This window comes from Pseudomonas sp. 15C, assembly GCF_055484735.1.
This window is the reverse complement of the sequence record NZ_JBUDGD010000028.1, coordinates 32,689-44,965: the sequence shown is the minus strand read 5'-3', so window position 1 is coordinate 44,965 and position 12,277 is coordinate 32,689. Positions and strand designations below refer to the sequence as shown.

Sequence of the window (12,277 nt, the reverse complement as noted above, 5' to 3'; positions counted from 1 at the left end):
AATCGCCATCGCTCATGATTGCAAGCCATCAAGGCGATCGCGCAGATGCCGCAGGGTGCGGATCATATACTTTTCGACCATGTTCTTGGACAGTCCCAGGCGTTCGGCGATTTCCGCCTGGGTCAGGCCTTCAATCTTCTGCCAGACGAAAATCTTCCGACAATTGACCGGCAGCTCGGTCAGCGCCCGCTCGATGGAATCGGCCAACTGGATCGCATGCATGTAATGCTCCGGGTCGCCGGACGTCGACGCACTGTGCTCGATGGCCTGCGACTCCAGGGCGCCACGCCGGTCCTCGCGCCGATAACCGTCAACCGCAATATTGCGCGCGGTCTGGTGCAGATAAGCACGCGGCTGCTGCACCGCCGTCGAATCGGCCTCGAGCACGCGCACAAAGGTGTCGTGCGCCAGATCCTCGGCCTGCGCGCGATTGCGCAGACGCCGAGTCCAGGTGCCGATCAACTCTTCGTAATGCTCGAAAAAGCCGGGTCTGCGGGGACGCATGAGGTAGGAAACGGCGCACTGAGGAAAGGGCGTGAATAGTAATGCTTCGTATTAAGGCGAAGCAATGAATTCCTCGAGCGGCCGTCTATGCCGTTCGCCCGCTTGCGCTCGCAAGCAGGCGAAGGAAGACAAGGAAGCTGTTAAAAACTCACGCCTGCGGCAGTTTGCGAAACCCCACCGCCAAACGATTCCAGCTATTGATGGTGCTGATCGCCACGGTCAGATCGACCATTTCCTTGGGCGTAAATTGCGCGGCGACCACTTCGTAGTCTGCGTCCGGGGCGTGAGTCAGGCTCAGTTGCGTCAGAGACTCGGTCCAGAGCAGCGCGGCGCGTTCGCGGTCGCTGAAAAACGGCGCTTCCCGCCAGGCAGTGACGGCGAACAGCCGGCGCGGGGTTTCGCCGCCCTTGATCGCGTCAGCGGTGTGCATGTCGATGCAGAATGCACAGCCATTGATTTGCGAGGCGCGCAGTTTGACCAGTTCGATCAGGGTCTTTTCCAGCGGCAGTCTGGATACCGCCGTTTCCAGCGCCATCATCGCTTTCAGGGCGTCAGGGGAAGCGGTGTAGAAATCGGTACGAGGTTGCATGGTGACTCCGGGTCGCAAGGGAATGTGCGACTACGTTAGTCCCGCTGACAGCTGCGACAAATAGCCAATATTGGCGAAGATCAGTAGGCCACTGGCGCAGAAAAATGCTCTCGGGCAATTGCCAGCGCTGAAGCAGAGCCACTAGAATGCGATCAATTCTTAATTGCACTCATGCCACGGCTGCCCGAACCGAGTATCTGCATTTCATGTCGTCCATCGACTTTCCCTTGAACCAACAGATTCACCGCCTCTACAGCGAGCATCACGGTTGGTTGCAGGGCTGGCTGCAGCGCAGGCTCGGTAATCGCTGCGATGCGGCCGATCTGGCCCATGACACCTTTTTGCGCCTGCTCGCGCGTCAGGTCGCCAAACCGTTGGGCAGCGAGCCGCGGGCATTGCTGACGCACATCGCCAAAGGGTTGATGATCGATCGCTGGCGACGTCAGGACATCGAACGCGCCTATCTGGACACCATCGCGCAACTGCCATCGGCCGAGGTGCCGTCGCCGGAAACCCGTCTACTGATTGTCGAGACGCTGTGGCGCATCGAAGCGCTGCTGCGCGAACTGCCGGCGCAGACTCGCGACACGTTCCTGCTGTCGCAGATCGAAGGCCTGACTTACGCGCAGATTGCCACGCGCCTGAACGTGTCGCTGATCACTGTCAAACGCCATATGCGCGCAGCGTTCATTGCCTGCCTGAGTGTGGCGTGATGGCCTCACCGATGATCAATCCGCAGATTCTCGGCGAAGCCGCCGACTGGCTGGTGCAGCTGCATTCCGGCAATGCCACGCCGGCCGATCACCAGGCGATCGCCCAATGGCGCCTGCGCAGCGCCGAGCATGCCCAGGCCTGGCAGCGCGCCGAAGCGCTGCTTGGGGATCTGCGCAGCGTGCCGGCGAATGTCGCCATCCAGACGCTGAAACGGGCCGCTCGCCGCGAAGGTCTCAGCCGTCGACAGACCCTCACCCGCCTCGGCCTGTTGCTGCTCGCCGGCCCGGTCGGCATCGCTTCGCAACATGCGCCGTGGCAGCAATGGAGCGCCGACCAGCGCACCGCGATCGGCGAGCAGAAGAACCTGCAACTGGCCGACGGCACTCAACTGTTGCTCAACACCGACAGCGCCGTGGACATCACTTTCAGTCCGATCGAGCGCCGGGTGATGCTGCTCAACGGCGAACTGTTGATCAACACGGCGGATGATTCGAGCGCCCGCCCGTTTATCGTCGAAACCCCGCAAGGCAGCGCCCTCTCCCTCGGCAGCCGGTTCTGCGTGCGCATCGACGGTTCGCGCAGTCAGGTCTCAGTGCTTGAGGGCCGCGTGCAAATAACCCCGCAATGGCTGCAGCAGAGCAACACGCTGAAGGCCGGCGAACGCCAGCGTTTCAAGCTCAACGCTTTCGACACCGCCGAAACGTTCGACCGCAACAGCCTGGCCTGGGACAAGGGCATGCTGCTGGCGAACAACCTGCGCCTGGACGATTTGCTCAATGAACTGAGCCGTTATCGGCGCGGTGTGCTGCGCTGCCATCCGGACGTTGCGGCGCTGCGTGTGTCCGGGGCATTTTCCCTGCGTGACACCGATGCGAGCCTGCGCCTGCTCAGCGACACCCTGCCACTGAAGATCAGCAGCCTGACCCGTTACTGGTTGTCAGTGGAACCACGGGTTTGAATTCGAAGAAAATATCTTTATCTGTGCCTGATACCTTTTTGCGTCTCGTCCGGTGAGTGGAGCAGACCTCTTTGATTCCACGCGCCCGACAGGAACGCCGAATGACTGCATTGCCCACGCCCCGCCCCGCCACCTTCCCGCTCAAGGCGTTGAACCTGAGCCTGGCCCTGGCCTTCGCCACCCTGACGCCGGTGCTGGTGCACGCCGCCGAACCCGTCAGCGTCAGCCACAGCGTCAATATCGGCCCCGGCCTGCTCAGCCATGTGCTGGCGCAGTTCGCCGTCAGTGTCGGCGTACCGCTGTCGTTCGACCCGGCGCAACTGGGTAATCGCCAAAGCCCCGGTCTGCAAGGCGAATACAGCGCACAAGGCGGTTTCGCCAGACTGCTGGAAGGCAGTGGTTTCGAGCTGATCGGCACCGCGGGCAACGGCTACACGGTAGCGCCGCAAGTGGCGGCTGACGGCGCACTCGAACTCAGCGCCACCAACGTCAGCGCCGTGCGCGACAGCGGCGATACTTATGGCGGTGAGCAAGTCGCGCGCTCCGCACAGATCGGCATGCTTGGCAATCAGGCGGTCAATGACTTGCCCTTCAGCGTCACCAGCTACACCGCCAAGACCATGGCCGATCAGCAGGCGCAAACCGTCGGCGATGTGTTGCTCAATGACGCCTCCGTTCGCCAGTCGTCAGGCTTCGGCAACTTCTCCCAGGTGTTCATGATTCGCGGCTTGCCGCTGCTCTCCGATGACATTTCCTATAACGGCCTCTACGGCATATTGCCCCGGCAGATCATCGCCACCGAAGCGCTGGAACGGGTCGAATTGTTCAAAGGCCCGAACGCCTTCGTCAACGGCGTGACCCCGAGCGGCAGCGGCATCGGCGGCGGGGTCAACCTGCAACCGAAGCGCGCAATGGACACGCCGACCCGCAGCGTCACTCTCGACTACAGCGACGACGGCCGTGTCGGCGGGCATCTGGATCTGGGTCAGCGCTTCGGCGAAGACAACCGCTTCGGTGCCCGGGTCAACCTGATGCAGCGCGAAGGTGCTACCGCTGTCGATGAAGAAGACCAGCGCTCGTCGCTGTTCAGCCTCGGCCTCGATTATCGCGGTGAGCGTCTGCGCATCTCCACGGATCTGGGTTACCAGAAACAGGTGATCAATCAGGGCCGCTCGGTGATCTACGTCGATTCGAGCCTAAAGAAAGCGCCCAAGGTGCCGGACGCCAACGACAGCTACGCGCAGCGCTGGAGCTATTCGCAACTGGAAGACACCTTTGGCATGGCCCGCGCCGAATACGACCTGAACGATAACTGGACGGCCTACGTTTCCGGCGGAGCGAAACACACCCGCGAGAACGGTGTGTACTCGTCGCTGACGGTCACCGACCTCAACGGCACTGCACGCGGCGGCATGCTGTATTCGCCCCACGACGAGGACAACCAGAGTGCCATGGCCGGCCTCAACGGGCGTTTCAGCACCGGGCCCATCAGCCACCAGCTCAACCTCGGCTGGGCCGGAATCTGGGGTGAGCAGCGTTCGGCGTTCGAGACCATCGGCACGGCCAGCCGTTACAGCACCAATCTGTACAACGTCACGGACAAGCCACGGCCAGCGGCCACGTCGTTCGCCAGCGACATCAACGATCCGCGCATCGTCGGCAAGAACACGCTGCGCAGCGAAGCGATTTCCGACACCCTCGGTTTCGTTGATGACCGTATCCTGCTGACCCTCGGCGTTCGTCGCCAGGAGCTTAAGGTCGATGGCTGGAACACGACGACGGGCGCGCGCACTTCCAGTTATGAAGAGTCGATCACCACGCCGGTCTACGGGCTGGTGATCAAGCCGTGGGAGCACGTGTCGTTTTACGCCAACCGCATCGAAGGCCTGGCCAAAGGGCCGACGCCACCAACCACGGCGATCAACCGCGATGAAACGTTCGCCCCGGTGCGCAGCAAGCAGATCGAGGCCGGCGTGCGCGTGGACATGGGCAGCTACGGCGCCAACCTCGGCATGTACCGCATCGAGCAACCGTCCAGCTACACCCAGGACGGCATCTTCCGCGTCGATGGCGAGCAGACCAACAAGGGCGTCGAGTTGAACGTGTATGGCGAGCCGCTGGACGGTCTGCGCCTGCTCAGCGGCGCGACCGTGATGAAGACCGAGCTGCAAGGCAGCAGCAATGGCGTCAACGATGGCAACCGCGCCGTCGGCGTGCCGCGCTTCCAGATCAACCTCGGCGCCGATTGGGATATCCCAGGGCTCGAAGGTGCAGCGGTGAGCGCGCGGATGTTGCGCACCGGCGGGCAATACCTCAACGCGGCCAACACTCAGAGCATCCCGGCGTGGAACCGTTTCGACCTTGGCACGCGCTACGCCTTCAAACTGGACGACCGGCAGATCACCCTGCGCGCCAACCTGGAAAACGTCGCCAATGAGGCCTATTGGGCATCGGCCAATGGCGGTTATCTGACCCAGGGCACACCGCGCACGCTGAAGGTCGCTGCCACTGTCGATTTCTGACCGCTCGTCAGCCAGCGGGCACCCGTGGTTCTGCGCGTCGGACCAATATCAGGTACATGCCCTTTTTCAGGAGATGCACCATGATGACGCGCAAACTCACTTCGCTCTTCCTGGCCGGCCTGCTGGCCACGGCATCGGCCGCCAGCTTCGCGGCGAATGACAGCACCGACGCCACCGGGACCAAATCCGGCGGCGCCAGCAGCTCGACCATGCCACCGGACAACACCCCCGGCGCGCCTTCTGGTGGCAGCGGTTCCGGCGGTGGTTCCACGGGCGGCTCGGGGACCAATTCAGGTACGGGCTCCATGGGTACCGGCGTTGGCACGGGTACCGGCACCAATGGTGGCGCCAGCGGTTCCGGCTCCGGCGCGGGCGGTGGCACCGGTTCGGCCGGCGGCGGCACTGGCGGTGCGGGCGGTGGCTCGGGCAGCTGAACGAACAAGAGCCATCCCGGCAGGTAGGTAACCTTCTTTGTAGGAGTGAGCCTGCTCGCGATAGCGGTGTGTCAGTGGCGTAAATATCGACTGATACACCGCTATCGCGAGCAGGCTCACTCCTACAGGGGCTGTGTTGCAGTCAGCGATCCGAACGCATCAATTCGGCAAATCCGCTGTCCAGCGACAGCACCGCCGCGCGATTGCGACCGGCATTTTTCGCCTGATACAGCGCCGCGTCAGCACGCTGGATAAACGCTTCCGGGCTGTCATTGCCGCTTGGTATGAACGCATAACAACCCAGACTCACCGTCAGATACCCAGTCGGCGAGCCGCTGTGAACGATATGCTTGTCGATCACGCTGCGTCGAATCTGCCCGGCAATCGCCAGCGCACCGTTGATATCGGTGTCCGGCAGCAACACGGCAAACTCTTCCCCTCCGTAACGCACGGCCAGATCGGACTTGCGCTGGCAACACGTCCTCAGCACCTGGGCAACTTGCGTCAGGCATTGATCACCGGCGACGTGGCCGTAGGCATCGTTGTAACGTTTGAAAAAATCAATATCGAGCATGATCAGGCTGACCGGACTGACCTGCCGTGCGCCGCGGGCAAACTCGATTTCCAGCGAGCGCTCGAACAGGCGCCGATTGGCCAGACCGGTCAGGCTGTCGTGCGTGGCGATCTGCTCCAGCGCCCGTTGCGCCTTGCGCAGGTTCTTCTCGATGCGTTCGCCATTGCGCACCTGATGGATGAACACCCAGCCAAACAGGCCGACGCCGAGGATCACCAGCGCGACGATCACGCTTGACTGAAAGGCGCGCTCGTACCAACCCTGGAGAATCGTATCCCGCGAGGTGGCGGCCGATACCACTAGCGGATAAGACGCCAACTGCCGATAGCCATAGAGCCGTTCGGTGCCGTCGACATAAGAATCGAGCATCGCGGTGCCAGCCGAGGCATTGGGCAGCAGCGCCTGGAAAATCTGCCCGCGCGCCACCGAGGTGCCGATCAGCGATTCATCGAACGGCCGCCGCGCAAGCAAGGTACCGTCAGTCAGCGCCAGAAACATGATGCCGTTGTCGTCGAGACTGAAGCTTTTGAAAAACTGATCGAAGTACGACATCTTGATGCCGGCCAGCAACACACCCTCGAAATTGCCGGAAGCGTCATTGATGCGCTTGGAGATCGGGATGATCCATTCGCCATTTTCGCGGCTGCGAATCGCCGGGCCGATGTGCGCCAGCGTCGACACGTTCTGCTGGTGAAACTTGAAATACTCACGATCGGCAACACCGTTGCCGCGCGGCAGCTCGGCAAACGAGGTGATTACCCATTGCCCGTCGCGATCGAATAGAAAAATGCCGTGCAACTGCGTCAGTTGCTGCGCACGCCGCGCGAAGATGCGCTGCAAACGCGGCTTTTGCGCAGCGCCGTAACCGTCATCCTCGATCCAGTCGACCAGGCTGGTCATCACCAGGTCGGCCGCCAGAAACGTGTCCTCGGCCTGCTGCGCCATCGCCCGGGTCAAATTGCTCGACGCGGCCTGCGCCACCGCCAGATCCTGACGCTGCGACTGCTGCAGTTGCAGGTACAGCAAACCGGACAGGCACAGGCTCACCGCGACGATAAACAGCACGGCTGCTTTGCGTAACGGCAGACGCTTAAGCGCGCCGGGGGCGTGTTGCGGATCGGGCATCGGGAAAGGCAATAGCAAGTCCTGGGCAGGTACGACGAGGGCGCCAGCGTGGAAAAACCCTTATGTTTTTTGAGCGTAGCCCAGCGGGATATACCCGGCAAACGCAGCGGTCATGCCTGTTATATCGGCGTGTGTCAGGAATGGATGATCACGTTTCGTCGATTTATTTTTGCGGCTTGAGCGGGTGAGTTTTGCGGCTGCAGGAGTGAGAGATCGCGGGGAATTCGCGCCTGGAATTCCCCGGTTTTTTCAGCGGGGTTTGTTGATTTCCCGCAGCAGATCGGCGACGGGGATGTGCAGGGTGTTGGAGTAATAGGGTTTGTAACCGTAGGCGGTGACCACGACTTTGCAGGGGATTTGCTGTTTGTTGGATAGGAGGTGGTTGAGTTCTGTTGTCGAAAGATCTCTACGGGAACCACCACCATTGGAAACTTCACTCATGAATGCGCTGCTGAGATAGGAATATTTTGCATGGCCTCCATCACTTCCTTTGGGCTCAATCGAACCAGTTGCAGAAAACCTGATGAGTTTATCGACCGAAAAATCTTCGTCCTCTGCCAAGGCACACTCCAGCGTAGCGGAAGCCATCCCTTTTCCTTCCCCTCGATCAAAAAGATCAAGCACATCAACGTCTGAATCAAATCTAACGTCGTACAAAAGCGCGGTTTCGCGGTTAACAGAAACAAAATCAAGATTCGCAGGTGGTTTCGTGTGGTCTTTTGCACAGCCGGAGCAGAAAACCATCAGTACGCAAAGGAGCAACTTTTGCATCAGGAAAACTCCTTCATGATTGACTCATACAAAAAATCGCTCGCTGATTTATTACCCGCGATTGCTGCTGTAAATAGCCCCGGTGCATCTGCATGATTGGTGTCGACGTTGGCGTTCAATGAAGGGCCGCAAGCGATGATCCACTTTTCGCCAAAGTCAGCAACCCCATCTGACGGATATCTTTGAGTCGGAGTCGCTTTGATATTTATCCAATCCGCAGCCACCGGTTTTGGACGCTCGCGATAAATATCCGAGCCAAGCCAAACGAGAGAACCTTCTCCGACGGGATCCAGCGTAATCAGCATTTGGATACGGTAACCCCAGTCCGTCATGATTTTTGTCAGGTGCGCGCCGTTCCATCCGCCAAGGCTATGTCCGACGATGTATACCGGACAGCTTTTATACGGTATCAACCCTAGAACATTCCGTTGAATATCTTGCTTTCCTCTGACCTCGTTGTAGCCCAACCACTCTGACGTATATCGGCCCTGTGCCATTAGCGCTTCAGTTCGTTTATTAAAATTCAACCACGCCAGCCGTATGTTCCTGTACGGACCCGAAAAATAATAACTCTCCTTGTCCCCTGCCCCACCAATGAACAGAACAATCGCCTTGGTACTCTCCACCGGTACAGCCTTCACACTGACATCTTTCTTGTCCGTCAGCGCATGTTCCTTGTGCAGCTTGTAATTGTTGCCTTTCGGGCACGTTACCGTTTCAGCCGCCATGCCTCATTCCTCCAGAAACAACTTGATGGTTTCAGGCAGGTGCGAGCTGACCTCGTGGGCAAACCCGGCGGCGTCAGACACGCCATGTTCCATGCGCCCGTCCGCGCGCTGGATCATGTAGGGGTGATTGGGCATCGGCTCACCGGTCACGTCGTTGACCAGTTGCAACTTGTCGGTGAAGTGCACCGGCATGGGCAGCAAACCACTGAAGGGCGCGGTGACCACCGTGTCACCGATAATGACCGTGCCGGAACCACCAATGACCACGTTGCCATGGCCACCGATACTGTCCAGCGTTGCGGCGTTCGAGCCATTGATGAACACCGTCGAAGACACCGCGCCGGTGATAGCGCTGCCGCAGGCAGATTTGTCGGTCATGCGTGCAGCCGCCAGGCCATCGAAATTGACGTTTGGCGAACCGCTAACGATAGGATTGGTGCCATGTCCCGGCAGCGGGCAGGCGGTTGGATCGGTGACGCGGGCAGCGGGCTTTCCGCTCATGAACAGCTCCTTGCAATCTAGCGTGTCGTCCTTTTGGGTGCGCAAGCATGCGGGAAATGCGCAGGTGCTTCAAATCTTCAGGCAAAAAAACAGGCGCCTTGTCGGGCGCCTGTTCTTCATCGCTGATACCACTTGGGTCACCGCGACGGCGGTACTCGAATATCGCCCGCCCGGCACTGGGTTTTCACGCCTTTGCCGCACGCCGCGAATTGCAGATCCTTGCCCATGCACACGCGTACTTCGGACAGTTCCGGACCGCTGCAGATCACTGCGACACCATCGGCCGGAATCCCCGGGTTGGCCTGGCGGAACAACTGGGCAATCTCCTGCGCCTCGAAATAATACGAGGTGCTGAACGGCTGCAGCTCGTCCGGGATTTTCACCGCCGCTACAGCCTTGTCCGCTTCATCCAGATAACCCATCGCGCCGAGGCCGCTGCAGGTGCCGTGTTTGGCCCATTCGTGATCGAGCAGTTTTTTCGTTGGAAACAGGGTCAGGCCTTTGCTGGTTTCCGCCGCCGACAACCTCGCCAGTGGTGGGCAGGACTGCGGCCAGCCACCGGCGGCATATTGCGGCCACAGCCCATGCAGCACGAAGCCATAGCCCTTGCCGGAACACTGCACATCATCTTTATGCGTCAGGCAAAAGGTCGGCGACCATGAGAGTGCCAGCAGGTAGTAGTCGAACACCCCCGCCACCGATTCCGCCTGGGCCTTGCTTGATTGCGATTGCCGCGCCGAACTCAGGCCGATGCTACCGGCCGTCAGCGCAATCACTGCGAAAATTGTAAACAGTTTTTTCATCTACCCACTCCTTGGGACGCCTGCGTCCATGGTTTAGCTCCGGACCCGACCGGGCCAGCGCTGATTTCGCCACGCTTGTGTTGCAAGCGCATGACGCAAGGCAAGGCCTGACGTCTTCGCAGGGTCTACGATTAACAGGCAGACATCCAACCAAGGGATCCGACATGAGTAAAGCAGACGAACTCGCCGCCAAACTCAAGCACGTCCATGCTGACGACATTACTTGCGCCGAACTGGAAATCGATTGCTGGCCCGCTCAGGTGTATGACTTGTACCACCGCATCGAAGAATGGTTACAGCCCGTCACCGAGGTCGGACTGAAGATCCGGCGCAATCCTACGCATGTTTGCGAAACTTCACCGGACGGTGAAGCCCATGACTACGCCATAGATCAGCTGATCATCGAAGCCAATCGCCACAGCCTGACCTTCGATCCGATTGCGCGGTTTACCGAGGATGGCTGCGGACGAGTGCAAATCACCCTGCCGGGCAAGGACACGTTTCTGTTGCGCACCGTCGATGAACATCACGAAAGCCATTGGTGGCTCCAGACGGTCGAAACCGGGCACCAACTCGATGCGATTGCCTTGACGGAGAACAATCTGTTGCAGGTGGTGCAGGAAGGGTTGGGGCTTTAGTTTTTTACCTCATCACTACGCTGTCGACTCGCTCAACAGGCCAGCCTTCCGGAAGAAGTCTAGCCGGTTGTCGCTATACACCTCCAAATCACAATCACTGGAATCTCTGATCGCATGGATGCTTCAACCGCCCCAACCTTTTCGCAATTTTTCAAACGCAACTTCAAACGGGTTCTCGATTACTGGAGTCAACTCACCCTCACGCTAGGTTTCCTGGGTGCAGGTCTGGCAATTCTTGGCCTGTATGTTTACACACGGGCCATTGGCCGCACGGATCTGTTTCTCGCAGCAATTGACGCGAAAGCCGCGCTGGCGCTCTGGTTACTGTTGATCGTGCTAATCATGGTCGGCTATCTGGGCGTACTCTTTGCCAGTGCGTGGTTTTATGGCATCAGCGTGTCGATGTTTGACAAAGTGCCGGAAAAACACAATCGAATCGCCGCGTGGTTGCTGCTGCCGTTGTGCTTGGGTTTTTGTGTATTCACATTAGTGTTGTTTATATACCCAGACACATTCAGTGCCGGTATCTCGATGGGAATGATCTTCTCGGTCACGCTTCTCGCTTATTTTGCCTTGTTTTCTTTCAAAAAATTTCGAGCGATCTTCGACGAAAATACCCAGCATCTGGTGACATGGAAGAAAAATGTCTTCCGACTATGGGTAGGATTTGTCATCGGTCTTGCAGTAATTTTCGCCTCGTTGCCAACCCTGCTCATCCTTTCAACCTATGTCGGTGAAGACAACGCTGAAGCTGTGGTGGTTGTTGGGCTCTTCTCGCTTGGCACACTTGTTCTGAGCCTGATTCCTGTTTTCGTTTTTTACATCAGCAAAGGTCACGTCATTGCTCGCGTTGCATATGGACTGGCTGCAGCATTGGTACTCTTCGCTACATTTTTGCTTCTATCGCCGGGCGCCATGCCAACGATCACTTATGCGGCGGCCGGAAACCTGGCGATTCGTCAACAGGGCCCTGCACGCTTCATCCTCGATGAAGAGATCAGCCTCGGCGACGTGGATAACCGGCAGTGGCGGACTCGACTTAACGAGAAAAACAAAGTGGAAGTTACTGCGTTTCCGCTGCTCTCATTCGGCGACATCTTGCTACTGTGCAGCAGTGACCTGCGGTATCTGAATTTGTATCAGTTGCCCCGCTACACTCGTTTTTGCATCGCGACCCGACACAGCAAGGTGACGCGGAAACCGTTGCGCCCCTCACTGACACCTGGACTTAGCTGGCAAAAATGGGCGGGACATACACTCAATTGGGAGACTGTTCGTTCAGCGGTTTTGACGCCCATCCTGTCGCATCACCCGAGGCCGCCTGCCAAATATGACGTGCCTAGATTCAAACTATTGGGATGACGCCCGGAAAAACCTTTCATTACACTGAGCCCCCACCTTTTCAAAGTGCGATTT

General features: G+C 59.0%; 13 protein-coding genes. 6 read left to right on the top strand and 7 right to left on the bottom strand.

Annotated elements, in window-relative coordinates:
- Positions 1-12: 12 nt before the first annotated feature.
- Both ACYYKW_RS15775 and ACYYKW_RS15770 read right to left on the bottom strand, forming a co-directional pair.
- Entirely contained in the window at positions 13-504 is a 492-nt protein-coding gene (locus ACYYKW_RS15775) for a sigma-70 family RNA polymerase sigma factor (protein ID WP_093100049.1), read from the bottom strand.
- Between the two features lie 148 nt (positions 505-652).
- Positions 653-1,093: a carboxymuconolactone decarboxylase family protein gene (locus tag ACYYKW_RS15770; protein ID WP_093100047.1), complete on the bottom strand. Its 441-nt coding sequence runs from the start codon at positions 1,091-1,093 to the stop codon at positions 653-655.
- A 206-nt stretch (positions 1,094-1,299) separates the two neighbouring features.
- Between ACYYKW_RS15770 and ACYYKW_RS15765 the strand changes: the two genes are divergently transcribed.
- The 4 genes from ACYYKW_RS15765 (at position 1,300) to ACYYKW_RS15750 (ending at position 5,721) form a co-directional block, all read left to right on the top strand.
- On the top strand, positions 1,300-1,806 hold the full coding sequence (locus tag ACYYKW_RS15765) for a sigma-70 family RNA polymerase sigma factor (RefSeq protein ID WP_464990527.1): 507 nt from the start codon (positions 1,300-1,302) through the stop codon (positions 1,804-1,806).
- Positions 1,806-2,765 carry a FecR domain-containing protein gene (locus tag ACYYKW_RS15760; RefSeq protein ID WP_464990517.1) on the top strand — a complete coding sequence of 320 codons (960 nt, stop codon included), beginning with the start codon at positions 1,806-1,808 and terminating at the stop codon, positions 2,763-2,765. The genes ACYYKW_RS15765 and ACYYKW_RS15760 overlap by 1 nt, the downstream gene beginning before the upstream one ends.
- Positions 2,766-2,866: 101 nt before the next feature.
- The gene (locus ACYYKW_RS15755; protein ID WP_464990516.1) at positions 2,867-5,287 is read left to right on the top strand and encodes a TonB-dependent siderophore receptor; all 2,421 of its coding nucleotides are present in this window, start codon (positions 2,867-2,869) and stop codon (positions 5,285-5,287) included.
- Positions 5,288-5,367: 80 nt separating this feature from the next.
- Complete coding sequence (locus ACYYKW_RS15750; RefSeq protein WP_464990515.1) at positions 5,368-5,721, top strand: hypothetical protein; 354 nt, start codon at positions 5,368-5,370, stop codon at positions 5,719-5,721.
- Between the two features lie 142 nt (positions 5,722-5,863).
- On the opposite strand, the gene ACYYKW_RS15745 is transcribed toward ACYYKW_RS15750, so the two are convergent.
- The 5 genes from ACYYKW_RS15745 to ACYYKW_RS15725 form a co-directional block, all read right to left on the bottom strand.
- The gene (locus tag ACYYKW_RS15745) at positions 5,864-7,432 is read right to left on the bottom strand and encodes a sensor domain-containing diguanylate cyclase (RefSeq protein ID WP_093100033.1); all 1,569 of its coding nucleotides are present in this window, start codon (positions 7,430-7,432) and stop codon (positions 5,864-5,866) included.
- 237 nt (positions 7,433-7,669) lie between these two features.
- A complete protein-coding gene (locus ACYYKW_RS15740; RefSeq protein WP_172833263.1) occupies positions 7,670-8,191 on the bottom strand; it encodes a hypothetical protein in 522 nt (173 codons plus the stop codon).
- Complete coding sequence (locus ACYYKW_RS15735; protein WP_464990514.1) at positions 8,191-8,919, bottom strand: alpha/beta hydrolase; 729 nt, start codon at positions 8,917-8,919, stop codon at positions 8,191-8,193. Before ACYYKW_RS15735 ends, ACYYKW_RS15740 begins: the two co-directional genes overlap by 1 nt.
- A 3-nt stretch (positions 8,920-8,922) precedes the next feature.
- Entirely contained in the window at positions 8,923-9,420 is a 498-nt protein-coding gene (locus tag ACYYKW_RS15730; RefSeq protein ID WP_464990513.1) for a PAAR domain-containing protein, read from the bottom strand.
- A gap of 137 nt (positions 9,421-9,557) precedes the next feature.
- Positions 9,558-10,223 carry a ribonuclease T2 gene (locus ACYYKW_RS15725; RefSeq protein WP_336356015.1) on the bottom strand — a complete coding sequence of 222 codons (666 nt, stop codon included), beginning with the start codon at positions 10,221-10,223 and terminating at the stop codon, positions 9,558-9,560.
- A gap of 164 nt (positions 10,224-10,387) precedes the next feature.
- On the opposite strand from ACYYKW_RS15725, the gene ACYYKW_RS15720 reads away from it, so the two are divergent.
- Positions 10,388-10,861: a hypothetical protein gene (locus ACYYKW_RS15720; protein ID WP_093100021.1), complete on the top strand. Its 474-nt coding sequence runs from the start codon at positions 10,388-10,390 to the stop codon at positions 10,859-10,861.
- A gap of 114 nt (positions 10,862-10,975) precedes the next feature.
- A complete protein-coding gene (locus tag ACYYKW_RS15715; protein ID WP_464990512.1) occupies positions 10,976-12,223 on the top strand; it encodes a hypothetical protein in 1,248 nt (415 codons plus the stop codon).
- Positions 12,224-12,277 lie beyond the last annotated feature (54 nt).

Coding starts and splice junctions, on each gene's coding strand:
- ACYYKW_RS15775 (WP_093100049.1), bottom strand. CDS start 504: ATGCGTCCCCGCAGACCCGGCTTTTTCGAGCATTACGAAGAGTTGATC.
- ACYYKW_RS15770 (WP_093100047.1), bottom strand. CDS start 1,093: ATGCAACCTCGTACCGATTTCTACACCGCTTCCCCTGACGCCCTGAAA.
- ACYYKW_RS15765 (WP_464990527.1), top strand. CDS start 1,300: ATGTCGTCCATCGACTTTCCCTTGAACCAACAGATTCACCGCCTCTAC.
- ACYYKW_RS15760 (WP_464990517.1), top strand. CDS start 1,806: ATGGCCTCACCGATGATCAATCCGCAGATTCTCGGCGAAGCCGCCGAC.
- ACYYKW_RS15755 (WP_464990516.1), top strand. CDS start 2,867: ATGACTGCATTGCCCACGCCCCGCCCCGCCACCTTCCCGCTCAAGGCG.
- ACYYKW_RS15750 (WP_464990515.1), top strand. CDS start 5,368: ATGATGACGCGCAAACTCACTTCGCTCTTCCTGGCCGGCCTGCTGGCC.
- ACYYKW_RS15740 (WP_172833263.1), bottom strand. CDS start 8,191: ATGCAAAAGTTGCTCCTTTGCGTACTGATGGTTTTCTGCTCCGGCTGT.
- ACYYKW_RS15735 (WP_464990514.1), bottom strand. CDS start 8,919: ATGGCGGCTGAAACGGTAACGTGCCCGAAAGGCAACAATTACAAGCTG.
- ACYYKW_RS15730 (WP_464990513.1), bottom strand. CDS start 9,420: ATGAGCGGAAAGCCCGCTGCCCGCGTCACCGATCCAACCGCCTGCCCG.
- ACYYKW_RS15725 (WP_336356015.1), bottom strand. CDS start 10,223: ATGAAAAAACTGTTTACAATTTTCGCAGTGATTGCGCTGACGGCCGGT.
- ACYYKW_RS15720 (WP_093100021.1), top strand. CDS start 10,388: ATGAGTAAAGCAGACGAACTCGCCGCCAAACTCAAGCACGTCCATGCT.
- ACYYKW_RS15715 (WP_464990512.1), top strand. CDS start 10,976: ATGGATGCTTCAACCGCCCCAACCTTTTCGCAATTTTTCAAACGCAAC.